This window comes from Terriglobus saanensis SP1PR4, assembly GCF_000179915.2.
Lineage (GTDB): Bacteria > Acidobacteriota > Terriglobia > Terriglobales > Acidobacteriaceae > Terriglobus > Terriglobus saanensis.
The window spans coordinates 569,260-596,027 of the sequence record NC_014963.1 but is presented as its reverse complement, the minus strand read 5'-3'; the positions used below and the strand labels follow the sequence as shown (position 1 = coordinate 596,027).

Below are 26,768 nucleotides of genomic sequence, written 5' to 3'. Positions count from 1 at the left end.
TTGCGCTCACCCTCCGAGGCATCATGAATCGTTGCAGCAAGCTTCTCTGTTCGATGACAGCGGCCACCCTTGTGGCCGCTTCGGGAATCGGTCTCACGCAAGAGCCTTCCGCTCCCAAGGGAGCACTTAGCGACGGAACTTTCTATCTTCCCTCACCCTCTCAAACTCTCACTTCTTCTACCAAGAATTCAGGCAATACTTATCTGGTCCGCTCGTCGTCGGCCATGAAACCGCTTCTCGGATCTCAGCAGAGCGCCCCTCAGGCCGTCGCGAGTTCTTCTTCCTGGGAGAATAGCTACAACAATGGCAGCGACAAGATAGGTTCCACAAATGTTCCGATGGACAGCTGGATCTATCCCGCGCTGGAACGCCTTAGCTCGATGGGCCTTGTCCCATTTCAAAGTGTGGCGATCCGTCCCTGGACACGACAGGAGTGCCGCCGGCAGGTGCAGCAGGCCAAGGATATCCTCTCTGGCATTCGTGGCAGCTATTACGCCGTCAATGACGGCATCATGAACGAGGCCGAACGGCTTATCCCACAGCTGGATCAGGAGCTTTCCGAGCCGAACGAATCCTCGCAGGCCGTGTTGGAGTCCGGCTACATGCGTGTCGGCACAATCGCGGGTCCGGCGTTGTCCGATGGTTTTCACATCGGGCAGACATGGACCAACGACTTCGGTCGCCCTCTGGGCCGTGGCACAAGTACGATCGCCGGATACTCGTTCCGTGCCGTACATGGCCGCTTCTTTTTCTATGACCGCCAGGAGCTGCAACAAACCCCTACCATCCCGGCGACCACCGCGGCGCTCTCTGCACTGTATTTCAGTCTCGACGACTTCGGCACCAAGGAGAGCGCGCCTCCCTACCCCATCACAACTGCCAGTCCCTCTTATGTGCGGCAGCGCCCCCTTGAACTCTATGCTGGCGTCGCGTTCGATGGATACTCTCTCTCCTTCGGCAAACAGGAACTCTTCTGGGGCCCGACCACGATGGGCCCTCTGTCATTTTCGAGTAATGCGGAGCCCACCTATAACCTGCGTCTTGTTGCGACAAGACCCCACCCATTTCCCTTTGTCCCTTCATTGGGCAGCTATCGCATCGACGCCGTCTTCGGTAAGCTCTCGGGACACCACTATCCGGCAAGACCTTATTTCAATGGATTGAAAGTCGACTTCAACTTCGGCCGTCTTCTGGAGATGAGTTTCACCCGCTGGTCCATTCTCTTTGGGGAAGGCCATCCTATGACACTGGGGAATCTGAAGCACAATCTCTTCAGCGGCACATCCACTGGAACCGACTTTGGCTATGGAGATCGAGAAGATCCAGGAGATCGTAAGAGCGCCTTCGACTTTCGCCTCCACGTTCCCGGCCTGCGCAACTATGTCACCATCTATACGGATGCCTATGCTGACGATGAGTTGAGTCCGCTCAACGCTCCTCGCCGCGTCGTCTGGCATCCAGGAATTTATTTCGCAAGACTACCGTTGCTACCCCATATGGATCTCCGTGTTGAGGCTGCAAGCTCAGAAGAGATGAGTCAGGATGAGACCGGACGAAGATTCTTTATCAATAACCAATACCGGGATGGAAACACCAATAAGGGCTTTCTTCTGGGGAATGCTGTGGGACGTGACGCTCGCTCGCTGGAAGCCCGTTCTGGCTACTGGTTTTCCGCGAAGACTCGTGTCGAGATTGGCTATCGGCAGACCAAGGGCGGCCTGCTGTATCTGCCCGGTGGCAGCACCATCTCCGATGGCTTCATGACCGCTTCCTATGCGTTCACTCCGCAATGGTCCACGCAGGTTTTTACACAGTATGAGCGCTTCCTGATTCCGTCTTATATGCCAGGCGCGCAACACAACACCAGTGGCCGCTTGCAGATTACGTGGAACCCTAAGATCTCTCTTTTCTCGAAACACTAGTCTCGCTTCAGAAACCTTTACTAAGATTCTCCCTCTGCATACTGCGTGTCTGTGCCGTTTTCCTTCCTCCAGCGCCCTTGATTCGCCGGAGGATTGTTTTGAGGTTGCTGCTTCTTCCGCGCGGGAATCTTCCCTGTGTAAGTTTCGGCCGCAGCAAACAGCGCCTGGATGAGCGTCAGGACCGTGCCATCTGCGGCGTTCGGTACCGTGTAGCCCGCACCATCTCCTTTGGTGAGAATCGTGTGCAGAGCATGATGGCCCAGATGGCGATAGCTCTCGAACTGAGACTCATTGAAAAACTGGTTCGCGGTCGCCTCATGTGGGAAGTCATGATGCGTGCGCGCGTATTGCGTGATATCTGGGGGCTCGTTCCCGTTGAGACCGGCCTTGATGTAGAGCAGTTGCCCACGCATTGGCCTGTCCACGGGATCGACCACATCATAACGGATATCCGCGAGGGCGCAGTAGAGATTGTCTTTGGCAGGGCCCTCTTTCATGCGCAGACCCTGGCGGTCGAAGACAATCGGCACACCGAGATCGATCTCCACCTTGCGGATGGCATTGCCCAGATCTTCGAGCTGGCACTTAGGATCGGCGGAGGCGTCCACCACCACAATCCAGCGGGTCCTCCGCAACACCATCTCGTACAAACCGAGATTTTCAAAGTGTCCGCCATCTGTGAGCTCAATGAAGGGCGCTTCGTCATCCGTACCACCGAGCGATTCTCGCAGAAGCGGACCAAGAGCCAGACGAGGCGCCTTCTTTTCGAGAAACTTGTTCGGCAGCGGCGGGTAGTCCAATCTTAGATTCGTTGCATGTCCAGTATCTCCATGGAGGTGGGGTTCCGGACAGCCGCTGAACCTGGCTTGGAGCTTACCCATCTGGTACCGGGGATTGGGCAGCCACCACCCAAGACGCACATTGAACAACGTCATCACCAGGGTTACGAGCGGAGACGAGTGGTATCCCATGTTCGGATTGAACGCGGCTCCGCTGATCGCCATGGCTGTACTCAGCGACAGGCCGCCCTTGCGGCCGTAGATCTCCGTCTTGGCATATCCCAGACGCCAGCCACCGCAGTGCAGCGGACTGATCGTGAAGCCTTCTGCCTTGCGTTGCCGCCATGCGAGGTTGTTCGTGCCCAACAGGTTGACCGTTGTATTGATGAGGTGCAGCGGCATACCTGGACCGGTAACAATCTTGTTTTCGTAGACAGTATCCCGGTCATCGAAGCCGGTGAAGGGGTTCGGAACGCGCTGCGTGTTCGAAGCTCCGAGGAATGCACGCATGAGCCGCATGCGGTACATCCCGTGCAACGAAAAGATGTTGATGTTGATCGCCCAGTTCGCGAGAAAACTGAGGGCGGCAGCAACCAGGAAGATGACGAGATGCACCGAGGAGATCGCATGGCCCGGGAAACGATTGGCCACCCACTGTTCAAAGTCCGCGATCAAGGCACCGAAGATCAGCAAAGCCAATCCACAAAGAACCGGCACGAGCAGACCGTACTTTTTCAAAACACGGCCAAGCTTGCTGATGTTCGCACTCTTGGCTGCAGCCGCTCCAAGTCCGCCAGCGGTACTCGCGCCCCCGAGAGCTCCGAAGAGGCCTGCAGTAAGCGCTGCCACCGCCGTGCCAACGCCCTTCGAGACCGTGGTCGTCAGATGAGGCGCGAGGATCACCATGCCCTCCCCCACGATCCAGGCCATCAGTACTCCCATCATGAGACCGCCAGCGCGCGCCCACCACTCACGATCCACATCTTCTTCGAAGATCCCCAGTAAGCCAGAGAACAACGCCGAGGCCGCAATGAGGAACAACCAGACCATGGGGAAACCGAGTACCGCAAAAGCGTGGGCCGCAAAGCTGTCGCGATGAAGGATCTTCTCGATGCCAACCGACTGGGGCGGTACGGGTGGCAGCCTCAGCTCGTGCCATAGCGAACTGAAGTGCGTGTACGCGAGCGATCCGTGGAGATCGACTGGCGTGCCCTGAATAAGGGGCGCATCGAAGACCAGCCCAACCGTATACACAGTGCATGCAAGCAGCACGCTGGTAAGGAGCGCAGCGCCCAGTCCAGCAAAGAGATAACCGGCGACGGTATGTTCTTGCTCAATCACCTTTCGACCGCGGATGAGGCGCGTTATGGGAACACTGGCAAGCGTGATGAACGAAGCAAGCGTCAGTCGTTGTAGCAGGACCTCTCTCGCGGCAATCCATCCGGTCCCGAGATTCGACCAGAACATGCAGACAAAGAGGCTCGCGAAGACCAGGGGAAAGATGAAGAGGAGGAGAACGGGCATGACGCCATCGGACTTCGGCGTGCGGTCCGCAGGCGGACAGGAAGGCATGCGCCGACCGGCAGTCGTACCTGCAAGTGTGTAAAGCAAACCCGCCGCGACCCACCACCACACACTCTGGTGCCGAAACATGAAATCTGCGAGATCGAAGACGCCGTAGTGCACCGTTTGCAGCCCGGCCACCAGCGCAAGAATGACCGGTACGATCATGACCCAATTCACCAGCAGATTGCGCAGAACGAGTGCGGCAAGCGTCCAGGTGTCGAGCGTCAACCCCAGCTTGGGCGCGAGGAAGCTTGTGTACTCGCGCAGATGCCGGATGGGCCTTCGCGCGGGATCTCCCGACGTATGTTCCACGTCACCAGCGACGCCCCGAGTGACCGCATGAAACGCCTCCGCGGGAGAGATCGGCTTCTTAGCGTCAACAGCAGCCTGATATACCCTCTGCGTCCATGCCGTGAGCCAGCTCCCGATATAGCCGCCTCCCGAAACGGTAGATAAGTAATCAAACTGCTCCAGTACAGAGGCCTTCTCTGGATCCTTGTAACTCGGCCCGGAGCCGCCACTGCGAAACCGTGCGAGCGCCTGCAGAACGCCAAGAGAATAAGCAGCGCTTCGAATGCCTCCTCCAGAGAGACAGAGCGAAGAGCGAGGAATGCGATGCAGGAGGTCCAGCAGCGGAGTCTCCAGTTTGCTCAGCTCCGCTTCTGCCGACGTCTTATATTCGCGCTTGCGCTTGCTGTCCGCCAATTCCTCATACTTGTGTTCCACCTCGGCAATGCGATCGAAGAGGAGCCGTTCTGCCTCCGCCGCCGTCAGTTCGGGCTGCGGGCATGTACTCTTCACTGCCTGAGCCGCTCCGTTGTGGCCTGACGTCTTGTCCGAAGGAGCAAAGGCCTCCTTAGCCAGGTTCACGATCCTCTGGTCCTGGAGCTTCGGATCGTCTTTGCCGATGGCAAATAGTTCTTCAAAGATGACACGATACGGGAGTGCGTGCTCTGCCGCACGCATGTGCCGAAGCCGAGGTGAGGTTGCCATTGGATTCTCCACTGAAGATTTCAGGGCGATGAAGCGGCAAGAGAATTGCCAACGGCATTAAACGATGAAGAGATCGAGATAAAACAGCTTTATTTTGCGGATCTGCGGGGCTGTCGGCTAAGGACGACAGGAGCAATCGATACGCAGTTTGACCCCACGGCATATTCCTGCGGCTCGAATCGAGAGGCATCTGATCTACTGCGAAGCCAGAAGCAGGCGGCAATGCCGCGCAATCTGTCTCTCTTCTTCCGTCGGCATCACTTTGATCTTGCCGCTCGTCACGTCCAGACCGATAAACTGAAGGCCATCGCAGATCCGTTTGCGGATCGCATCGCTGTGCTGGCCAATGCCTCCTGTAAAGACAAGCAGGTCCACACCACCCATGAGAGCGACATAGGCGCCGATGAACTTGCGCACCGATGTGGAGAATGCGGAGATGGCGAGTTCCGCCGATGCGTCGCTACTCTCTGCACGCTTCAGGAGTGTCTGCATATCGCTTTCGCCATTGGACAGGGCTGCAAGCCCGCACTCGTGATTGAGCATCTTCTCCAGAGCGTCCGCGTCCATCGACTCGATCCGCATCAGGTAAAGCAGAACGCCAGGATCCAGATCACCCGTACGTGTTCCCATGATCACGCCGCCCGTCGGTGTCAGTCCCATGGAAGTATCGATCGACTTCCCCCCATGCACTGCGGCTACGCTGGAACCGCTTCCCAGATGGGCGAAGATGGCGCGCTCAGGAAGCGCGTCTCCGAGGCGATGGACAATCGATTCATACGAGATGCCATGGAAGCCATAGTGAATCACGCCTTGCTCAAAGTAGCGCGTGGGTAAAGGCAGATGCGCCGCAACCTCTGGCATGGTGCGATGAAAGGCATTGTCGAAGCAGGCAAAGTGAGGGCATTTCGGAAAGATTGCCTGCGCCTGTTTGATGAGCGCGACCGCCTGCGGAATATGCAACGGCGCAAAGTGTACCGCCGCTTCGAGTTGTTGCAGAACCTCGGGTGTCAGCAGCTGATGTTCGCGAAGATGTGGACCGCCATGTACGACGCGATGTCCGACGGCCGACAGCGTCTCGTTCAAGTGCTCAGCAAGTGCAGAGGCTAGCTTCTGCAACGCCTCCTGCTGTGACTCCATCAGATGCTCTTGTGAGAGCAGCACTTTCCCATCCGCAGAAAGGATCTTCAGACTTCCGTTCTCTCGTCCGATGCCTTCCGCGCTGCCCTCAAGGAGCAGATCTTCATCCTCATCGCCACGGCGAAAGACGCCGAACTTGAGGGATGAAGATCCGCTATTGAGGACGAGAACCGTCTGTGCGTTCCCCGAAGTCGACATGCCTACTCCGGCCATGTCCAGTCGCGGATCTCCGGTTTGTCGATACCCTCGGCGTGGGCGTAGTTGAGGCTGTCGATGATCTCGTTCTTCAGCCAGTCCTTTACGTGTGCGCCCGTTGCCTGCAGACCTGGAACGCGATCGATCACGTCGATGCAGAGATCGAAGCGATCCACCTGGTTGATGATGGCAAGTTCGAAGGGCGTGTTGATGTTTCCCTTTTCCTTGTATCCGCGCACGTGGAAGTTCGCGTGGTTCGTACGCCGGTACGCGAGCTTATGGATGAGAGAAGCGTAGCTATGGAAGTTGAAGATGACCGGCTTGTCCTTCGTAAAGAGCGAATCGAAGTCTCTCTGCGAGAGACCGTGCGGATGTTCTTCTTCCGGCATTAGGCGGAAGAGATCGACGACATTGACGAAGCGAATCTTCAGAGCCGGGAACTTCTCCTTGAGGATCGCGACCGCTGCCAGCGCTTCCATGGTGGCGATATCGCCTGCACACGCCATCACGACGTCAGGTTCCACACAATCATCTGTGCTGGCCCAGTCCCAGATGCCGATTCCCTTGGTGCAATGGTTCACGGCTGCATCCATGTCCAGGAAGACAAGATGCGGTTGTTTGTCCGCGACGATTACGTTGATGTAATCGCGCGAACGCAGGCAGTGATCCGCCACGCTGAGCAGGCAGTTGGCATCGGGCGGGAGATAGATGCGTACTACGTCCGGGCTCTTATTTGTTACGACGTCGAGAAAGCCGGGATCCTGATGCGTGAAACCGTTGTGATCCTGACGCCATACGAGCGAAGTAATCAGAATGTTGATCGATGGCACGGGGGCGCGCCAGCTCAGTTCGTTCTTCGCTTTCTCCAACCACTTTGCATGCTGATTGAACATCGAATCGATCACATGCACGAAAGCTTCGTAGGTCGAAAGCAGGCCGTGGCGTCCGGTAAGAACATAGCCCTCGAACCAGCCCTCGAGCGTGTGCTCGCTGAGCATCTCCATCACGCGTCCGTCGGGAGCGATCTCGGTCCCATCCGCATCTTCGGGAAAGTAATCCGCAAGCCAGGTCTTTTTGGAAGCGGCATAGATCCCGTCAAGCTTATTCGACGCCGTCTCATCTGGACCGAAGACGCGGAAGCTCGTCATGTTTTTCTTCATCACGTCGCGCAGAAAGATAGCGAGCACAGCGGTCGGCGACTCCATCGCCTTGGCGTGCGCTGAGATCTTCACGCCATAGTCCTCGAAGCGCGGAAGGTCGAGCGACTTGCGCAGCAGGCCTCCGTTCGCGTGAGGATTCGCCGTGATGCGGCGCGGTCCGACCGGCGCCATCGCGAGTAACTCCGGAATCAGCTTACCGGTCTCATCGAAGAGCTCCTCCGGCTTATAGCTGCGCATCCAGTCTTCCACGATGTGCAGGCTGGTCTTGTTCGTCACGGGATCGAGCACGGGCACCTGATGTGCGCGCCAGAAGTTCTCTACCTTGTGTCCACCGACTTCTTTGGGACCGGTCCAACCCTTGGGAGAGCGAAGCACAATCATCGGCCAGCGCGGGCGCTCTGGATTGCCGGTGCTGCGCGCCTTCTCCTGGATCGCACGGATTTCGAGAACGCAGTGCTCCAAAGTCGTAGCCATCTTCTGGTGCATCGTCTCGGGATCGTCGCCTTCGACGAAGTACGGCGTGTAGCCGTAGCCACGGAAGAGCGATTCCAGCTCTTCGTGAGAGATGCGCGCGAGGATCGTAGGATTTGCGATCTTGTAGCCATTGAGATGAAGAATCGGCAGCACCGCTCCATCGCGAATCGGATTGAGAAACTTGTTCGAATGCCACGAGATTGCGAGCGGTCCGGTTTCCGCTTCGCCATCGCCCACCACTACGGTCACAATCAGGTCAGGGTTGTCGAAGGCTGCGCCGAAGCCGTGGGAAAGGCTGTACCCCAGCTCTCCGCCCTCGTGAATCGAGCCTGGAGTCTCTGGCGTGCAGTGGCTGCCGATGCCTCCGGGAAAAGAGAACTGCCGGAAGAACTGCAGCATCCCGGCTTCGTCCTGACTGCGGTCGGGATAAATCTCCGAGTAGTGGCCTTCCAGATAGCTGTTGGCCAGCGTCGCGGGCGCGCCGTGTCCTGGACCGGAAACGTAAATCACGTTGAGGTCATACTTCTTGATGAGCCGATTCAGATGGACCCATGTGAACGACTGCCCCGGATCGGAGCCCCAATGTCCAAGCAAGCGGTTCTTGATATGTTCCGGCTTGAGAGGTTCCCTAAGTAAAGGGTTCGCACGAAGATAGATCATGCCTGCGGCGAGGTAGTTGCAAGCTCGCCAGTAGGCGTTCATTTTGCGCAGCTCTTCAGGATTCAAAGTCGTGCCGTTGTCTACAAGGGGCGTCATCTGGGGTGTCTCCTTTAGAGATCTCAGTGGGTTCGGGTTCTAAGTGCGGGACATCACAGGAACGTCCCAGATATCTCTACAGTACTCCCGGATGGTGCGGTCGGAAGAGAACTTGCCCGAACGTGCGGTATTCAACACGGACATGCGGCCCCAGCGAGGCGAATCTCCATAAGCACGTCCAACCTCTTCCTGAACCGTGGAGTAAGAATCGAAGTCCGCGAGCAGCATGTAGCTGTCGCGATCCAAAAGATCAGACACGAGCGGAGCAAAGAGCGCACGATCGCCGTTGCTAAAACGCCCATTCTGTAAACCGTCGATCACTTCGCGCAGCAAGGGATTGCGTTCGTAGAAGTCACGCGGTCGATAGCCGCCACGCTGAAGATCGCCGATCTGTGGCGCTGTGAGACCGAAGAGGAAGAAGTTCTCCTCGCCTGCTTCTTTGCGGATCTCGATGTTTGCACCATCCAGTGTGCCAATCGTCACCGCTCCGTTCATCTGGAACTTCATGCACCCCGTACCGGAGGCCTCTTTGCCCGCCGTCGAAATCTGCTCCGCAAGGTCCGCTGCGGGATACACGCGTTGACCGAGCGAGACGCTGTAGTCCGCCAGAAACACAACCTTCAACTGGCCACGCACATCCGGGTCGTTGTTCACCACATCCGCCACGCTATGAATCAGCTTGATGATGAGCTTCGCCATCTTGTACGAAGGCGCGGCCTTTCCGCCGAAGATAAACGTGCGCGGCGTCATGGTGAGACCCGACTGCGCCTTGATCTGGCAGTACAGGCTGAGGATGTGCAGCGCATTCAGATGCTGCCGCTTGTACTCATGAATACGTTTGACCTGCGCGTCGAACATCGACGCAGGATCGACCGCAATGCCCGTTGTGCTTTGGATGTACTTGGCGAGTTCCGCCTTCGTTGCATGCTGCGTCTTCTCCCAGCGATCAAGGAAGCCTTGATCGCCTGCAAACTTCTCCAGGCCGCGCAGTTCATCCAGCTCCGTGTGCCACTTGGTGCCGATGGACTCGTTGATCAGACCTGCAAGAGCGGGATTGCAGAGCATGAGCCAGCGCCGTGGCGTAACGCCATTCGTCTTGTTGCTGAAGCGCTTCGGGAACGCTTCGTAGAAGTCATGCAGCGTCTCTTCTTCAAGAAGTTCTGTATGCAACTCGGCCACGCCATTCACCGCCTTGCTGCCGACGACGGCAAGATTCGCCATGCGGACAGACCGCTCTCCCTCTTCACCGATCAGCGACATGCGTCGCATCTTTTCGTCGTCGTTGAGAAACCGCTGCCGCATATCGTCGAGGAAGCGTCGATTGATCTCAAAGATGATCTGCAGATGACGAGGCAGCAACTCCGCAAACAGCGGCAGCGACCAACGCTCCAACGCCTCCGGCAACAGAGTGTGGTTCGTATAACCGAAGGTTTTGTGCGTGACCTCCCACGCCTCATCCCATCCAAAGTCGTGCACATCCATCAATAAACGCATCAGCTCTGCAATGCCGATGGACGGATGCGTATCGTTCAACTGCACCGACCACTTAAGATGAAACTCGTTAAGAGGTCGTTGGCGAACGCCATGGATACGGATCATGTCCTGCAGCGAGCAGGCCACGAAGAAGTACTGCTGCTGAAGACGCAGACGTTTGCCCTCCGGCGTATCGTCGCTCGGATAAAGCACCTTCGTGATCGTCTCCGACACAAGCTTTTCGCGCACTGCGCCCATGTAGTCGCCGGTGTCGAAGGCCTGAAAATCGAAGGACTCAATCGCTTCCGCTTTCCAGAGACGCAGACGGTTCACAGTATTCGTCTGGTATCCGGAAATAGGCGTGTCGTAGGGAACTCCCCTTACGCATTGACCCGGTTTCCAGAGAGGGCGCAGGCGCCCTGACTCGTCTGTCACCATCTCCACCGTGCCTCCGTAGCCGACAGAGAAGCACGCATCCGAAGCAGGGATCTCCCAGGGATTACCGAACTGCAGCCACTTGTCCGTGCGTTCAACCTGCCAACCGTCGCGAATCTCCTGGCGGAACATACCGAACTCATAGCGAATGCCGTAGCCGATCGCAGGCACCTGCAACGTCGCCAAAGAATCCATAAAACATGCAGCCAAACGCCCAAGACCGCCATTGCCCAGGCCCGGCTCCGGCTCCTGTACAGCGATCTCGGAGAAGTTCAAACCAAGCGTACTCAGCGCCGCGGTACAGTCCTGCGTGAGACCGAGGTTCTGCAGATTGTTTGGAAGATGTGGTCCAAGCAGGAACTCCGCCGAAAGATAAGAGACGATGCGCAGATCGCGATCCCTATAGCTATTGACCGTCGTAATCCAGTGTTCCATCACAAGATCACGCACCGTGTGCGCTAGGGCGCGATACTGCTCCAACGGGGTGGAGTTCTCCAACGTACGCCCAATCGTGTGGGTCAGGTGATTCAGGAACGCGGCACGAATGGAAGTCTGTGCTTCCCCCGCTTGCTTCTCAACCGGCATGCTTTCTCCTCGGGCGGAAGAACCTTGCTGCCAGCATGACTTCGCTGAAAGAGTTCTGCCGCTGCTCCGGAGTCTACCGCGTCACAAAGATCGTCTCCACCCCTCGATGGGGTGGAAGCGATATGGAAGGCACTTTTTCGCGTCGTATGTTCTTGAATCTTTTTGCATGAAAAATCATCGCTGCAGAACCTACGCCGTAGAAATTTTGCGTATATTCATCTTTTCGCTCAGCATCCTCACGGCACAAGCAGAATGGGAGCTTGCCAGAATGATGCCTTCTGACTCGCCGTATCTAAAACGGTCACCTGGCAGGTGTACTCTCCCGGCGGAAGCGTTTTGAGGTCAAGCGTGAAGTTGAGCGGGATTTTTTGCAGGTGGGCGTCGACCGCACGAGGAGCTTCGATGGGCCGGGACTCAAAGACCTTGGTCTTTCCCTGAAGCAACGTCACGAAAGAGACAAGTGGCGCAGCACTCTCCGATGCCTGCTCGTACGCCTGCAGATAGACGTACAGATCGCGGCCTCTGCTGAAGACCCTGGTCACGCTGGGAATCAGCTTCTGTCCGTTCTGCACCAGCGGATTTACCGCAGACTCTTTTGCGAGGTCTTTTCCTTTCGCTGCGTTATAGAGCGCATCTTTGGGATCCACACGCTGACTGCTTAAGACAACAGAGCTCGTCGGAACATGCTTCTCTTCCTTGTTGAGATTCGGAATCACAAACGTCGTCTGATACGTTCCGATGCGCCCCGTCTCATCGTCGCGCGCGAGGAACTTGATCGTGTATTTTCCCGGAAGTACGGTAAAGCCCGCATCGTATTCAATCGGACGCTTTGCGAGCTCGGCAGCCGTCGCGTCCGTAAGCTTGATGTTCACGTTGTCGCGCAGATTGGTGACGGTCGTGTCGCCGTAGTTGTCCTTGATCTCTCCGACAAAGTCGATAAGCGTGTGCTCCGCACCGTGCTGCTTGGCGAGCGAGAGCTCACGTCCCGGAATCTTCACCACCAGAGGAACAAAATACTCGGCTCGATTGAGCTGGAAGTAATTGATCTCCATCGCAATGGTGAGCTCTGTAATCGGATCGCCAAGCATGAGAGCATCTTCAAGCTGTCGCTCCTTATCGACTGCGTTGAACTTGGCAAACTCCTTGCCTGCAAAGTAGCCCTGACGATATTCAAGATCGGCCGCGATCTCCGGGTTCATTGTGATCTTGATACGGCGGAAACGACCATCGAGATTGGGGTTGGTCGTGTAGTAACCAAGGATGTAGTAACTGCTGACACTCTGCTGCGCCTTCACGATGCCCATCGACAAATCGTTGTTATCAAAGAGCGCTTTGCCTCCGGTGTCGCCTGCCAGCGCATAGAGAGTGTCCTGTGACTGCTGAAACCGTGTGGTAGCCGCCGAAGCTGCCACGCCGTTATACATGCTCGCACCACCGGGCGAGCCCTGCGTCGCATCGCCGAGGGGTGCTTCCGCCACGAGACCGCGCGCGTCGATCGGCCAGATGGAAACACCCGCACGAATCGACGCGTCAATCGTCGCGTGCAACTGCGCCTGATTGTTTGTCCCGTTCAGGCGCAGACCGCTGGCAAAGTAGAGGAGCGACTTCTTTTCGCTCAACTGACCAAGCGTCTTTACCGCCGTCTGCAAAGCAGAAAGCTGGCGGTCGGTGTTGAAGATGTTGAACTCGCTGTCGTCCTGCCCGAAGGCCGCGCCGGTATCCGCAGCGTCCGAATCAGCGCTGGTGGATTCATCCATGCCCTGCCCCTCGCCGACGATCATCGTCTGCAGGATACTCAAAATGCGTGGGCGATCCGCAGTAAAGTCCTGCAACACATTCACAGCGCCGCCGGTGTAACGAAGGATGGCGACCAGATCGACATCCGTCATCTGCGTTCTTACAAACTTCTCGGCCGCAGCAAGAGAGCGCAACTGGTCCGGCGGCGGCATCGCGGACATATCGAAGTACAGCGCCAGCAGACGTCGATCTTTGTAACGGACATTCCCCGTCTTGTCCGTAGAAATCTGACTCAGCGCGAGCTTGTTATAAATCTTGACGTTCTCCTGCGAAGGCGGAGCAATGGGTTTCGCATCGGCAGCAGATGGAAGAGTCTGATGCTCGACGAAACGGATCGTCTGTGGAACGCCGTCTTCCGTGAGCGTAAAGTCCTTCGTCGTCAGGCCAGGAATGGGATTGCCTTTTTTGTCTTTGACGGTCACAGCTTCGATGACGAGCTGCGACCGTACCGTCATCGTGTACGTCCCATTGCTTCCCGTCGGCTGATTCTGCCCGACCACCTGCGCAGTGAGCGCTGGCGCAAATGCAAGCGCCAGAGAGAGAACCGGTATGAGGCGTCGCATGGGCATACTCAAAACCTCAACCGCAAAGTGGTCTGCAGGCTGCGCATCGCATTCGCGGCTACGGGCAGACCGTACTGCGTGCTGGTCACGGTGGTGTTCCAACTCGTGAAGTTCACGTGATTCAACAGGTTCGTCGCATCAATATGCAGATCTAGATTGAAGCGGTTCGTCATCCGAAAGGTGCGCGCAGCAGATGCGTTCAATGTGAACTGATGGGGCCCTGTAATCGACCCTCGGCTTGCATTGCCCCACTGCCCAGCAACAGGAGCCGTGAACGCTGCCGGATTAAGGAAGAGGCCTGCGGGCGCCGCGTGAATGGAAGCGCCAGTATAGTTTGCGCGAATGCTTCCGGTGACGCCCGTGTCGGGAACGGCCGAGGGAATGATCGGCGTCTCAGGCAAGCCTGTGCCCGCGGTGATGGACGTCAGCATCGTCCACTCCTTCAACAGAGTGCCGCGCCATCCGCTCATCAGCGTGCCTCCTCCACTGCCCATGCCCGAGGTGTACTGTGCGGAAAGTGTAAGAAGATGCCGCTGGTCGAAGGTAGAGAGACCACGCTCTGCACTAAGGTCGCGCCAGTTCTGCGCGGTTACACCCTGCGTGATCTGCGTGCTCGTGTTCGAAGTCAGCGTAGCTCCCTGCCCGCCAAGCTGCGAATCGTTATCGATCGATTTCGAATACACATACTGCAGCGACGCGGTAAACCCGCTCCGCAGCCTGCGTCGAAGTTGAAGCTGTCCGGACTCGCGCGTCGAGTTACCGTTCGACGTGCGATAGGTAAAGCCAATCGGGCATGCGGGGCATGGGTTTGTGCCACCGATCGGATAGGTGTTGGGCAGAAACTGCTGCACACCGCGTGTCCCCTTGATGCCGAGATACGTCGCCGTCATTTGCAGAGCGGCGGGAAGGTCTCTCTGCACCGCGAGCTGCCAAACCTGCGCATACCCCACGCGGAAATTAGGATCCACCGCAAACGTATTCTGTGTCGTAGAGCCACAGGAGTTAAAGCCATCCGCCAGCGTGAGCTGGCAGGTTGGACTGTTCGACACGCTCAGACTCTTCGAGAGCGGAGCCTGCTGGGCCATCCGAAGCGTCGTCGCCTGGTAGACGGAGGTGTCGCTGTAGATGCCATAGCCTCCACGAACCACCATCGACGAACCCGCAATCGGACGCCATGACACAGCGATGCGCGGTTCGAAGCTGCGACGGTCTGGCCGGATCAGCGAACCCGGATAATGCTGCCCCGTACGCAGACCCACGGGCTCGCTCGCGAGTACCTGAGACACTGCACTAAAGTTCGGCGCAATGTCGAGATTGACGAGACGGTCTTTCAGCTCCGTCATCGGCGAGCCGTACTCCCAGCGCATGCCGATGTTCGCCGTGAACTGCGAGTTGATCCGCCAGTCGTCGGTGAAGTACGCGTCATAGACATTCTGGCGAAGATACTTGTCCGCGTTGCCGAAGGCGATCGAACTGGTATCAGGAACACCGATCAGGAAATCAGCGAAGTCCGAACCACTGCCCGTAGCCGTTCCCTGCGTCGCTGCGCCAGTAAAAGAAAAAGTGCCGCGCGGGTCCTGCTGAAAGAGATCGTTGTACCCCTGCCTGCGATAGTCCACGCCTATCGTAACGTTGTGCGGCGAACGGTTCCACATCGCCGAAAGCGACACGCCATCGGTGCGGTTGCGATTGAAGGAACTCTGCGCGTCCGTCAGGCTGCTGACACTGACGAAGCTGAGGGTCGGCGGACCCCAGTTGATCGCATCCTGGTTGTTCCCCGTAATGCCGGCCTGACCGGAGATATTCGCGCGGTTTTTCCAGAACGGCGTCACGGTGCTGGAGAGCCGGCTGAATTGATAGCCGAGAATGATTGCCGTGCGCGGATTGAAGCGATGCGACCAGTTGATGCTCGTATTCAGGCCGAAAGCATTCGTCGTGTCGTTGAAGCCAAGAAAGTTGGCGCTCCCACTGCGCGACGATTGAAATGCAAAGCGCCCATAGACTTGGTCCCTGCGGCCAATCGTCTTATCCAGGCGCGTCTGCATGGCGTCCAGATGCGTGCTGTTCACAATCGGAACCTGGAAGTTATAGCGCGGGTTACCGGCGACATTCGGCAGGGGATAGAGATTGAGCAACGCCTGCGCCTGTGCACTTACGGGGATCTGATTGTTCGCAAAGGGCTGCCCGGTAAGGGGATTGATGATGGATGTGGTTTGCGCGGAGAGGTCGCCGTTCCGCTGCGCCTGGGTCGGCACAAGAGCAGACTGCGCGGTGGAATTGTTGTTGCGCGTCCACTCGTAAGCGACGAAAAAGTTGGGGCCGTTGCGGATCAAGTGCGGAATCCGGATCGGCCCGCCAAAGGTAAATCCAGCCGTCACGAGATTGTAGGCAGGCTTGTCTGTTTCCAACCCGCTGAGGGAGTACGGTCGCGCATCGAAGGTCGAGTTATCCAGGATGAAACTAACACCGCCGTTATAAAGCCCCTTGTTTCCGTTCCTCCGATTACCGAAGGCCTGCGCAAGCGAGTAAGCCGAAGTCGCAGCATTATTCGAACTCCCGTTAATGAGCAGGCCGTCTGCCGCGCGTTGCGAAGCATCGTCCGGCGGAGGAGGTGGAGGCGCAACCTCCAGAGTTCCCTGCGCTGTCGTCTTCGGCTTCTCCGCCTTGGGTGCTTCCGGAACCACATACACACGCTGCGCCACGGCACCCTGCGCCCGGATCTGTTCGATGGAAAGCAGCTTCAGTTCCCACTTGGCTGCCGGTGCTCCAGCGGCAACAGTAATCGCCTCTTCGATGGGCGAGAAGCAGAGCATCTCCACCTTCAGCCGGCCCGCGCCATCGCCGAGATCAGGAAACGAGTACGCACCTTGATCGTCCGTAACCGTGGTGAACGTCTTGCCTCCCTGGACCACCGTAACGGTGACGCCCGGAACGGGCAGGCCTCCGTAGACGACCTGCCCCCGATACTCCGCAGCCACCGCCCGGCTCGCCAACACAGCGAGGCAGACGAAGAGACAGAGAGAGCATAAGCGTCCGAGATGTAGAGCCTTGGGCGTCATGAAGGTTAGTTATCGGTCGGCTTTTCTGCGTGGTCGATCATCAGCACGTCGACGGCAGTCTTGACGGGATCCAGCTTGAAGCCAAGCTGTTCCTGAATTGCCGTAAAGAGTCCCGGCAGAGGGTTTTCCGTAGCCGCTGCAGTATGGAAGCGTCCGTTGAACTGTGAATCGTCCGGAGTAAAGCTGAGATCGAAGTCGTACCTTCCTTCGATTCCGGTCTGATCGACCACAGGCCTGTCGAGCACGATCGCCTGGAGAAGCCCGGTGAAGTCTTCGATCTTCGCATTGCGAGTCGTCAACATCAGGCCGCCCGTCACCGGGTGAAAGAAGAGTCCCGGAAGCGGTCCGTTACTCTCGCTCTTCGTAATCTTCAGTGGTGTCTTGCCGACGGTCAAAGCATAAGCGGCGAGTTCCTTCTTGTCGTGATGAAACTTCAACTTGAAGCGGTCCGCAATCAGCTTCTGAATCATGCCCTTCCACTGCTTGTCATTCGGCATGCCCTCGCCATCAGGCACAGCGGCAATATCGTACTTATCTTTGTCCACCCACTCCGGAGCACCGACGATCTGGCGCATGTGAACGCCATAGGAAAACTCGATCAGATCGGCAAGCGTCGTGTTCAGCGTGGAGAAGTTCCGTCCATTCACCCGTATGCCGTGGCCCTGTTTTTCAGGATCGCTAGGCTTGATCGTCGCGACATCAAAGGTGGGTGACGCATCCGCCGCCATCATCTTCGGCGGTGGTGGCGGCTCCGGTATAGCCCATGCCGTCTCAGGGGTTACGCGTGTAAGCACCAGCGGCAGAGGCTTGCCCTGCGTCCATGTGCCGGTGATGGTCTTTCCATCGGCGCTCACCTTGCCTTCATACGAGCCACCGATCCCGGTGATCGTAAACTTGAAAGTCGATCCCTGCAGCGAAGAGGTGTTGGCGTTCATAGGTTGACCGCCCTGGTCGATGCTGTAATTGACCGTCTTCAAGGCACCGGCATCCGTCTTTGAAACTTTGACGACGATCCGAAGATCCTTCTCCGCCTGCAACGTTCCCTGCCATGTCCCTACAACGTCCTGGGCCTGCAAAGCTCCTGCGGAAAATGAAACGAGGGCTACCAGCCAAAGCAACAGCTTCTTCATACGTCTTCTCCTGAAAACATCCATGATTCTGTTGCCGTATCTGGGCGAGCTTATTTCATCTTCTGGAAAAACATGGCACGAAAGAACACACAGCCGTTACCGGCGATGCCTTGATCGAAACGTACCACCACGGAGGCTTGTACGTGGTTCTAACTCATAAGGTTCCTTCTAGACGCAAGAAATCGAAGGAACGGTAGCGAGTCTTCGATTCTTTTTCTAACTTTTTTATCGCTACTTACGAACGATCAAGAAAAGATCGCGCAGCCCTGCTGCAAAAGCGCTGCTTCGATGGCCGCGCCGACGCGAAGAATTCGGGCATCCCAACCTCCCAGACCCGCAACCATCAGGCCCACAGGGGCCTCGCCAGGACGATGGCACGGGATAGAAAGCGCGCAACCGTCGAGGTAGTTGAAGAGACTCGGATTCCGGAGCACGGCACCGTTGGCATCGAAGTACGCATCGTCACTTGCTTCCAGCGTTGCAATCGCAGGCGCTATGCACGGCACCGTGGGGAGCAGAACGGCATCGAAACCCTCGAACGTGCGTGCGGCTTCACGCATTATCTCCGTGCGGATCGTGAAGAGATCGAGATAGTCGCAGGCGTACACCCCGGCTCCATGCCGTATGCGAATGGCCACGTGTGGGTCGTAGCGGTCGCCGTGCATCGCCAGAAGCTCGCGGTGCCACGCGAACGCCTCAGGAGCGGCAAACTGATTTGCCCCCGGAACCCTGTCCAACGACCCGAAGTAAAGGTCCTCAACTTTTGCGCCCGCTTTGGAGAGCGTCGAGAGCGCAGTATAAAAGGCGCGAGCCACCTCGTCCTCCATGCCATCCAAAACAAATCCCCGCAATACACCGAAGCGCATGCCCGAAAGCGGTCCTGGCAGTAGAGTAATCGTGGCTTGCCCTGCCAGCACCGCATCCACCAGGGCACAGCATGCCACCGTCGGAGCGATCACACCAATCGAGTCCAAAGTCGGCGAAAGCGGGAGCACGCCCTCCATCGAAACGCGCCGGGCAGTCGGCTTAAACCCCGTCAGACCACACAGCGCAGCGGGAATCCGAATCGACCCGCCAGTATCCGAACCGACCGCTGCCGCCGCCATACCATCGCTGACTGACACCGCCGCGCCCGACGACGAACCACCAGGAATCCGCCCCGTCGCACGATCATAAGGATTCTTCGGCGTCCCATAGTGTGGATTCAACCCCAGCCCGGAGTAAGCAAACTCCGTCATATTTGTCCGCCCGATCAGCACCGCACCCGCCTGGCGCAGACGGCTCACCACCGCCGCATCCGCTGTCGCGGAAGGTGCGTCCGCAAGGACCGTCGATCCCGAGAGCGTGGTCTCTCCCGCAACATCGAATAAATCCTTGATCGAGATTGGCAGACCAGCCAATGGCCCGGCAACCACACCTTCGCTCCTCCGCAGATCCACTTCGTCGGCAGTCGTGCGAGCAGACTCTTCATACACACGCGTAAACGTACGCTTGCCCTCACCCTGCGGATCGGCAACGGCGCGCAGACAATCGTCCGTTAAGCTCCGACTGGTGACTTCTCCTCGCGCAAGGCATTGCAGCGTTTGCGCTATCGGACGCAGCGGTTCGCTGCCGACTTTCAGGACGTTCTCCATCGACATACATCTCCTCAATCCTGGTACGGATCGTTGCGCAGAACTGATATGGATACTTCTTCTTATAGCGCAGACGTGAACCCATGGCATCGTGACATCATGAAACATGCTCAAAGACAGCATCGGATCGGGACGGAACATGGGTGAAATCAGCATCTCGGGACGCGATCCGTTCACCGGGAACGGCATCACGGTCACTGCGGAAGACGGATTCATCACGGCCATCACCGAGACGGAGTACGACGGCAAAACCTACCTCTCCGCAGGCCTGGTGGATCTACAGGTAAATGGCTACCGGGGCTTCGACCTCAACAGTGCCGACCTCACCGTCGCGACAGTCTCCAGCCTCACACGCGAACTGCTCGCCACGGGCGTCACCACCTTCGCACCCACGCTCATCACCGCCTCGGAACCGGAACTCCTCCGTGGCCTCGCGACGATCGCGGAAGCGCGACGATCCGACGCCACCGCCTTCGCCTGCATCCCGTTTGTCCATGTCGAAGGGCCGCACATCTCTCCGCTCGATGGATACCGCGGCGCACATCCCCTGGAAGATGTCCGTCCGCCATCCATCGCCGAGTTCGACCGCTGGCAGGCCGCATGCGACGGCCTCGTCGGTCTCGTGACGCTGTCGCCCCATTTTCCCCGCTCGGACGAATACATCTCCGCCCTCACCGAACGCGGCGTCCACGTCTCCATCGGCCACACGCACGCGACCTCCTCGCAGATTCGTGCCGCCGTCGACGCGGGCGCTCGCCTCTCCACCCATCTCGGCAACGGAGTCGCACTCCAGCTCGACCGACACCTGAATCCCATGTGGCCTCAGTTAGCGGATGAACGCCTGACAGCAAGCTTCATCGCAGATGGCCACCACCTCCCTGCGGAGGTCCTTCAGGCCATGCTGCACGCAAAAGGCTTGCACCGCAGCATCCTCGTCTCGGACGCCGTGGCTCTCGCCGGGATGCCGCCTGGAAGATACGACACACCCGTCGGCGGACAGGTCGAACTCTCTGCCGACGGCAGGCTCTCCATGGCAGGCGCACGAACGCTCGCAGGCGCTGCTGTGCCTTTGATCTTTTGCATCGGAGAAGCCGTCCGCTTAACCCGCCTTCCCCTTGGATCGATTCTCCCGCTCGCGACCGCCAATCCCGGAGCCTTTGCCGGAGGCCGTGGTCGTCTCCTCCCCGGAGCGCGCGCGGACCTCTTCACCTTTCAGTGGGATGCGCAGAGATCCGTCCTTCAGATCGAACAAGTGTGGCTGGCCGGTCAACCGGAGCGAAGCCCTACGTCAAAGTAGCTGGCGCCAAAGCATCGTCACCCGCGAGGGTCGCATGCTTCACGCTCTTGTCCGTAAACGCCACCAGGAAGATGACAAGCACCGCGGCAGAAGCTCCAGCAGAGAGCAGCCAGATCGACCGCCAGTCGTGCATCACAGCTCCACCCGCCACAACGATGGTGTAGTGTTCGACCACCGCACCCGAAAGCCACGAACCGACAAACATCCCCGCACCGTAGGTGATGAATGTAATCAGCCCCTGTGCCGCCGCTCGCAGGGCCAGCGACGCCTTGCGGTCGATGTAGATCTGGCCCGTCACAAAGAAGAAGTCATAGCAGATGCCATGGAGAATAATTCCCAGCCAGAGCAGGGGCATGCGGTCCACGCCGCCCAGCGCGAAGAAGACATACCGCAGCGCCCACGCGGAAATCCCCGCCGCCAGCATGTACTTCACTCCCAGTCGACGGAAGAACCATGGCAGAAGCACCATGCACAACAACTCGGACACCTGCCCGCCCGTCATCTTGCCCGCAGCGTTCTGTACACCGGCTTCATTCAAAAACAGGTTCGTAAACGCGTAATAAAACTGCAGCGGAATGCAGATGAAGAACGACGTCAGGGCAAAGACTGCCATCGATCGCTCTTTCAAAAGGCCGATCGCCTCACGCGGGAAGACGCTCTCCACGGAAAACCCCGTGCCCCGCGCGAGTGGTGGCGTATGCGGAAGGGTGAGACAGTAGACCGCCATCACGACAGACGCCGCAGCCGCCAGCTGCATCGGCCGAGCTGTGCTCTCCAGCCCCAGCGAACCGACCAGAAGACCCGCAACAATCCATCCCGCAGTACCCAACACGCGGATCGCGCCGAACTCGGTCGTAGGGTCGCTCATCTGCCGGAAGGCCAGCGAATTCGTCAGTGCCAGCGTGGGCATAAAGCAGAGGCAGTATAGAAGCACCACGACATACAGGTGCGCAAAACTTACCTGCTGCGAGCCGACGAAGAGCAGCACAGCGCCCAGCAGGTGCAGGCAAGAAAGCAGTCTTTCCGTAGCGAAGACCTTATCCGCCACCAGCCCCATGAAGAACGGCGCAATCATCGCTCCGACAGCCGTTGTTCCGGCGGCAAGACCGATCTGCTGCCCGGTAAAGTGGAGCGAGCTCGTCAGCCACGTCGCCAACGTGACGTACCAGGAACCCCAGACAAAATACTCCAGAAACATCATCGCGCTCAGGCGCGCCTTCATCGGGTTCGTCATTCGTCGCACCGCTCCGTTCAAAAACTGCTCGAGATGACGGTATCACTGCCAACTCTGCTTGAGTATCAGACGCGGGCGCGAACGTTTAGTCCAGTTCGTTCTTCACCATTTCGTAGACCGAGCGGATTCCATCTTCAAGCCCAACCTTCGGTGCCCAACCCAGACCGCGCATGCGCGTACTGTCCATAAGCTTTTTGGGCGTGCCGTCCGGCTTCGAAGCGTCAAAGATCATCGCTCCCTCAAAACCGACGACCTTGGCTACGAGATCGGCTAGCTCCCGAATGGTGACGTCCGAACCAGCACCGATGTTAATTAAAGGTGGCTCGTCACTTTTCAGAAGCGTATCGAAGAGCGCATCTTCCGAGCTCATCAGGTAAAGGCAAGCATCCGCCAAATCATCCGAATAGAGCAACTCTCGCTGCGGCTTCCCGCTGCCCCAGACCACGAACTCGCTCCCACTCTTCTTCGCGGCGTGCGCCTTGCGAATCAGCGCCGGCAGAACGTGCGACGACTGCAGATCGAAATTATCCCCCGGACCGTAGAGGTTCGAAGGCATCGCTGCCAGATACTTGGTTCCATACTGGCGGTTATAGGCCCAGCACATCTCGATGCCGGCAATCTTCGCCAGCGCATAAGCCCTGTTGGTCTGCTCCAGAGGTCCGGTCAACAGGTACTCTTCACGGATGGGCTGGGGACACGCCTTCGGATAGATGCAGCTCGATCCCAGAAAGAGCAGTCGCTTGACGCCAACCTGGTAGCTGGCTTCGATCACGCTGTTCTGAATGTCGAGATTGTCACGGATAAAGTCGGCGGGCAATGTGTCGTTCGCCAGAATGCCGCCCACCTTCGCCGCCGCCAGAAAAACATACTCCGGCTTCGTTTCTTCGAAATACTTCGCCACGGCCTCCCGGTCAGAAAGGTCGAGTTGTGCGCGTGTCTGAGTGAGAAGGTTCGTAAAACCCTTCCGCTGGAGTCCTCGCACCAGCGAGGACCCCACCAGACCGCGATGCCCGGCTACAAAAATACGACTGTCGGACTGCATCATCATGCTTAGTTCCCCAGGCCCACATCCGGACGTTCGCGAAGATGTTTCTCACCCTCGGCGATCTTGAAGTCCGACTCCACCATCTCTCGCACCAGATCGTCGAAAGAAGTCTGCGGAGTCCATCCAAGTTTCTCACGGGCCTTGGTCGCGTCTCCCAGAAGCGTCTCCACTTCGGCAGGACGGAAGTAGCGGGGATCGACCGAGACGATCACATTTCCATTCTGGTCGGTACCCGTCTCATCCACACCCTTACCCTTCCAGGTCAGATGGATGCCCAGCAGAGCCGCGCTGCGCTCCACAAACTCACGCACCGAATACTGCACGCCGGTCGCGATGACGTAGTCGTCCGGTGTGTCCTGCTGCAACATCAGCCACTGCATCTCCACGTAATCGCGGGCATGGCCCCAATCGCGCTTCGCATCCAGGTTCCCCAGGAAGAGCCGCTTCTCCGTGCCCAGCTTGATACGGGCCAGAGCGCGTGTGATCTTGCGCGTGACAAACGTTTCGCCGCGGATCGGAGACTCGTGGTTGAACAAAATCCCATTGGAAGCGTGAATCCCGTACGACTCGCGGTAGTTCACCGTAATCCAGTAGCCATACATCTTCGCGACGCCATAGGGCGAACGCGGATAGAACGGAGTCTTCTCTGTCTGCGGCGTCTCGCGCACCAGGCCATAAAGCTCCGAAGTAGACGCTTGATAAAAACGAGTCTTTTCGACAAGCCCAAGGGTGCGGATCGCTTCCAGCAGACGCAATACGCCAATCGCGTCGGAGTTTGCCGTGTACTCCGGCTCCTCAAAGGACACCTGCACGTGGCTCTGTGCCGCAAGATTGTAGATCTCATCCGGACGGACCTTCTCCACAATATGGAGCAAGCTCGACGAATCCGTCAGGTCGCCATGATGAAGGAAGAACCGATTCTCGGAAAAATGGGGATCTTCATAGAGATGGTCAATGCGTGCGGTATTGAATAAAGACGAGCGGCGTTTGACGCCGTGGACCTCATACCCTTTGCGCAGCAGAAACTCTGCCAGGTAAGCTCCGTCTTGTCCCGTCACGCCCGTGATCAGTGCTTTCTTCAAAATGTCTCCTATCTACCTGGATCTCAGGCTTCAACTTATCAGAATTAGGCCACCTTCATGCTCAACGCACGGCTGGCATCATCTCCATCCCCCACAGACCAGCGGGACGCATGTACATGGAGGCGCGAAAGTTTCCCGTCACGTCCCAGGCCTCCGGTGTGCGAAACCAGTAGCCCTTGCTCTCGTAGATTACGTGGAACAGGCCATGCACCACATGATAACTTTCCTCTTCTATCCCCAGGCTCTTCAGCAGGGCAGCATAGCCCAGCGTCGTTCCTGCCCACACCTCCCTGGCCTCTACGTTATCCACCACGGTCCCGTCGGCATTCATTCCATTGACCGCGCCCAGGTTGCCGTCTCCAAATTGGTTCACGTTGAACGCATAGATCTTTTTCAGTACCGATCTCTGCATGGCTCTTGGAACCAGGTCTCCCAGACCCGTCATATGCGCATACCACTGCCCCGCGAGTTGGTCAGCCTGAATGACACCTTTGTTGCTGGCGTCGGTGTCATATAGAAAATATTCACCGTTCCACAAAGTCGCAACATACGTCTTCTGCGCCATTGCAAAGAGTGCTTGATATTCCGCTTGCGCCGTCCAGTCGCCCAGTACCCTCGCCGTCTCTTCGCCCGCACGCAGAGCTCCCAACCACAACCCACCGGAGTACGCACTCACACCGCGCACAACCCACGAGTCATACGTCTGGTCAGGATAGCCGCTGTTCTCCGGCACACCTCGGCCATGATCGAACTGCCGCAGATATTGAATCGCTGCCTTCACCGCAGGCCACGTCTCCTGCAGAAACGCTTTATCCGTCCGTCCAGTCAGCACATAATCGCGATAAACCATGAGCACGAACTTCGAGTTGAGGTCTTTCCAGTCATTCGTGTCCTGCCATCCCGGTTCATTCACGACATAGAACGGATCTCCCTCCGGCACCCCAAGGTCATGGGGAACCGCACCAACCTTCTTCCGCTTATGGAGCACCGGAGATCCCGTCTCGGCGGTCTTCCAAACCCACAACCCCTTCTCCGACCACTCTTTCTCCACCGTCTCGGCAAACTCGCGCAAAACGCGCTTGTCGATCTCAGGCCAAAACTTCAGTAACGGCAGCGACGCATAGAACCGCACATCCAGCGTCCCGTAGTAGGCATAGTCGAAGCACTCCAACAGAGCGAACGAAGCCGGAAGCTTCTTGTCGCTCCCCACCGGCCGCCCCCAGAACGTGCCTCCGTCGGTCAAGGCATACAGCTCGTTGAATAACATCCCTCGATACCAGAGCGGCTTGCTCTCATCCGTGATCGTCGGCTTCTGCCAGGCATCGATAGCATCGCTCCACTCCTGCGCATGCAGCAGGCCCTCGCGCGCGATCTTCCATGCATTCTTTCCGTCTGTCCCATAGAAATCGGTGTACTTGCGGTTCCACTGGCGGCCTTCGCCAAACTGCACTACCGGCAGGTCCCACGCAATCACCATCGGCACAACCTTCTTCTCGCCCGGCTTCAGCGTGAAACGAACCGCAATCGCCCCGGCGAGCTTCTCCCCATCGCTCACCCAGGAGGTATCGTCGTTCGGGAGACGTCCATCCCTGGCAAAGTGAGACCAGACTGCCTTGCCATCCCCTGCCGCCTGAAAGCTGGTCTGATACGTGACCTCGACACCGGGCGTCTCCATCGCAGCAATCGCAAACTGCCCGTCCCACTCATTGGGCGCAACGCCCGCACGACTACGGTCAAAGACGATGCCCTTCATCCCCGCTTCATTTCTGTACGTGTCGTAGTTCCCCTGGTTCGGCGCGCCTTTGAAGTCATGCGTAAAGGTACGAAACCACCCGGACATATTCGTCCACGACAGCAGCACCGAGACCGTCACCGTCTTGTCCGTGGGATTCTCCGCATGCCACCGGTAGACTGCCGTGGGATAACTCGATTCGCGGTAGTTGTCTGGAATCACCGGCGAGTACTGCTCCAGGGTGACGTGCGCCGGAAACTTCTCCCAGCGGTAGTCGTACCAGGACTTCGGGTACAGCGCCGCATACTCTCCCGCGCCCACCGGATAATCCCACGACCAGCTGGCAAGTTCACCCTGCTTGGGATGGTCGTTCAGCAGGACCTTCGCCACTCCGGTCGCTTCTCCTTCGACCTGCTGAAACATCGCAAACTCGTTGGCATAACTGACGTCGTACTTGTGGACGCCCGCTTTGATATGCCATCGCGCAAAGTCTCCGCGATAGCTGCGCGAAAAAGTTCCAGCCCCAAAGCCACCGACAGGTGCTCCCTGCCAGTAGCCGTCATCAATGTCGCCCGCCACACGCTTTACCCCGGCGTTCTCTAAAGGCAGCCCGAGCGGCCTTCGCCAGGCAGACTTCGGAATTCCATCCTGCGCGAAAGCAGTGAGACATCCAAGAAAGAAAACCAGGCAAAAAGCACGTGACCGTAGGTTCAAGATCTC

Annotated in this window: 14 protein-coding genes; 2 read left to right on the top strand and 12 right to left on the bottom strand. The window is 57.8% G+C overall.

Features of this window, described 5'->3' with window-relative positions:
- The first annotated feature begins 23 nt into the window (after positions 1 to 23).
- Positions 24 to 1,922: a capsule assembly Wzi family protein gene (locus ACIPR4_RS02430; protein WP_013567058.1), complete on the top strand. Its 1,899-nt coding sequence runs from the start codon at positions 24 to 26 to the stop codon at positions 1,920 to 1,922.
- A gap of 20 nt (positions 1,923 to 1,942) precedes the next feature.
- On the opposite strand, the gene ACIPR4_RS02425 is transcribed toward ACIPR4_RS02430, so the two are convergent.
- The 8 genes from ACIPR4_RS02425 to ACIPR4_RS02390 form a co-directional block, all read right to left on the bottom strand.
- Positions 1,943 to 5,260: a patatin-like phospholipase family protein gene (locus tag ACIPR4_RS02425; protein WP_013567057.1), complete on the bottom strand. Its 3,318-nt coding sequence runs from the start codon at positions 5,258 to 5,260 to the stop codon at positions 1,943 to 1,945.
- A 195-nt stretch (positions 5,261 to 5,455) separates the two neighbouring features.
- A complete protein-coding gene (locus ACIPR4_RS02420; RefSeq protein WP_013567056.1) occupies positions 5,456 to 6,595 on the bottom strand; it encodes an acetate/propionate family kinase in 1,140 nt (379 codons plus the stop codon).
- A 2-nt stretch (positions 6,596 to 6,597) separates the two neighbouring features.
- Positions 6,598 to 8,982, bottom strand: coding sequence for a phosphoketolase family protein (locus tag ACIPR4_RS02415; RefSeq protein WP_013567055.1), 2,385 nt, complete (start codon positions 8,980 to 8,982; stop codon positions 6,598 to 6,600).
- A gap of 39 nt (positions 8,983 to 9,021) precedes the next feature.
- Complete coding sequence (locus tag ACIPR4_RS02410) at positions 9,022 to 11,475, bottom strand: glycogen/starch/alpha-glucan phosphorylase (protein WP_013567054.1); 2,454 nt, start codon at positions 11,473 to 11,475, stop codon at positions 9,022 to 9,024.
- A gap of 236 nt (positions 11,476 to 11,711) precedes the next feature.
- Positions 11,712 to 13,835, bottom strand: a complete 2,124-nt coding sequence (locus ACIPR4_RS02405; protein ID WP_041586342.1) for a VWA domain-containing protein — start codon at positions 13,833 to 13,835, stop codon at positions 11,712 to 11,714.
- A gap of 8 nt (positions 13,836 to 13,843) precedes the next feature.
- Positions 13,844 to 16,894, bottom strand: coding sequence for an outer membrane beta-barrel protein (locus ACIPR4_RS02400; RefSeq protein WP_013567052.1), 3,051 nt, complete (start codon positions 16,892 to 16,894; stop codon positions 13,844 to 13,846).
- Between the two features lie 5 nt (positions 16,895 to 16,899).
- Entirely contained in the window at positions 16,900 to 18,024 is a 1,125-nt protein-coding gene (locus ACIPR4_RS02395) for a TIGR03435 family protein (RefSeq protein ID WP_013567051.1), read from the bottom strand.
- A 245-nt stretch (positions 18,025 to 18,269) separates the two neighbouring features.
- The gene (locus ACIPR4_RS02390) at positions 18,270 to 19,664 is read right to left on the bottom strand and encodes an amidase (RefSeq protein WP_245536434.1); all 1,395 of its coding nucleotides are present in this window, start codon (positions 19,662 to 19,664) and stop codon (positions 18,270 to 18,272) included.
- Between the two features lie 100 nt (positions 19,665 to 19,764).
- Between ACIPR4_RS02390 and ACIPR4_RS02385 the strand changes: the two genes are divergently transcribed.
- Positions 19,765 to 20,955 (top strand): N-acetylglucosamine-6-phosphate deacetylase, encoded by a 1,191-nt coding sequence (locus tag ACIPR4_RS02385; protein ID WP_013567049.1) that lies wholly within the window; start codon positions 19,765 to 19,767, stop codon positions 20,953 to 20,955.
- Here ACIPR4_RS02385 and ACIPR4_RS02380 read toward each other — a convergent pair.
- From ACIPR4_RS02380 to ACIPR4_RS02365, 4 genes are all read right to left on the bottom strand, one after another.
- On the bottom strand, positions 20,942 to 22,189 hold the full coding sequence (locus tag ACIPR4_RS02380) for a nucleoside permease (RefSeq protein WP_013567048.1): 1,248 nt from the start codon (positions 22,187 to 22,189) through the stop codon (positions 20,942 to 20,944). The genes ACIPR4_RS02385 and ACIPR4_RS02380 overlap by 14 nt on opposite strands.
- A gap of 85 nt (positions 22,190 to 22,274) precedes the next feature.
- Positions 22,275 to 23,237: a GDP-L-fucose synthase family protein gene (locus ACIPR4_RS02375; protein ID WP_013567047.1), complete on the bottom strand. Its 963-nt coding sequence runs from the start codon at positions 23,235 to 23,237 to the stop codon at positions 22,275 to 22,277.
- A gap of 2 nt (positions 23,238 to 23,239) precedes the next feature.
- The gene (gene gmd, locus ACIPR4_RS02370; protein ID WP_013567046.1) at positions 23,240 to 24,316 is read right to left on the bottom strand and encodes a GDP-mannose 4,6-dehydratase; all 1,077 of its coding nucleotides are present in this window, start codon (positions 24,314 to 24,316) and stop codon (positions 23,240 to 23,242) included.
- A gap of 61 nt (positions 24,317 to 24,377) precedes the next feature.
- Positions 24,378 to 26,762, bottom strand: coding sequence for a GH116 family glycosyl hydrolase (locus ACIPR4_RS02365; RefSeq protein WP_013567045.1), 2,385 nt, complete (start codon positions 26,760 to 26,762; stop codon positions 24,378 to 24,380).
- Between the last annotated feature and the right edge of the window lie 6 nt (positions 26,763 to 26,768).

What these genes read in the sequence shown, in the direction of transcription:
- ACIPR4_RS02405 (WP_041586342.1), bottom strand. Translation starts at nt 13,835, where the DNA reads ATGCGACGCCTCATACCGGTTCTCTCTCTGGCGCTTGCATTTGCGCCA.
- ACIPR4_RS02420 (WP_013567056.1), bottom strand. Translation starts at nt 6,595, where the DNA reads ATGTCGACTTCGGGGAACGCACAGACGGTTCTCGTCCTCAATAGCGGA.
- ACIPR4_RS02385 (WP_013567049.1), top strand. Translation starts at nt 19,765, where the DNA reads ATGCTCAAAGACAGCATCGGATCGGGACGGAACATGGGTGAAATCAGC.
- ACIPR4_RS02390 (WP_245536434.1), bottom strand. Translation starts at nt 19,664, where the DNA reads ATGTCGATGGAGAACGTCCTGAAAGTCGGCAGCGAACCGCTGCGTCCG.
- ACIPR4_RS02425 (WP_013567057.1), bottom strand. Translation starts at nt 5,260, where the DNA reads ATGGCAACCTCACCTCGGCTTCGGCACATGCGTGCGGCAGAGCACGCA.
- ACIPR4_RS02410 (WP_013567054.1), bottom strand. Translation starts at nt 11,475, where the DNA reads ATGCCGGTTGAGAAGCAAGCGGGGGAAGCACAGACTTCCATTCGTGCC.
- ACIPR4_RS02400 (WP_013567052.1), bottom strand. Translation starts at nt 16,894, where the DNA reads ATGACGCCCAAGGCTCTACATCTCGGACGCTTATGCTCTCTCTGTCTC.
- ACIPR4_RS02395 (WP_013567051.1), bottom strand. Translation starts at nt 18,024, where the DNA reads ATGAAGAAGCTGTTGCTTTGGCTGGTAGCCCTCGTTTCATTTTCCGCA.
- ACIPR4_RS02375 (WP_013567047.1), bottom strand. Translation starts at nt 23,237, where the DNA reads ATGATGATGCAGTCCGACAGTCGTATTTTTGTAGCCGGGCATCGCGGT.
- ACIPR4_RS02380 (WP_013567048.1), bottom strand. Translation starts at nt 22,189, where the DNA reads ATGACGAACCCGATGAAGGCGCGCCTGAGCGCGATGATGTTTCTGGAG.
- ACIPR4_RS02430 (WP_013567058.1), top strand. Translation starts at nt 24, where the DNA reads ATGAATCGTTGCAGCAAGCTTCTCTGTTCGATGACAGCGGCCACCCTT.
- ACIPR4_RS02415 (WP_013567055.1), bottom strand. Translation starts at nt 8,982, where the DNA reads ATGACGCCCCTTGTAGACAACGGCACGACTTTGAATCCTGAAGAGCTG.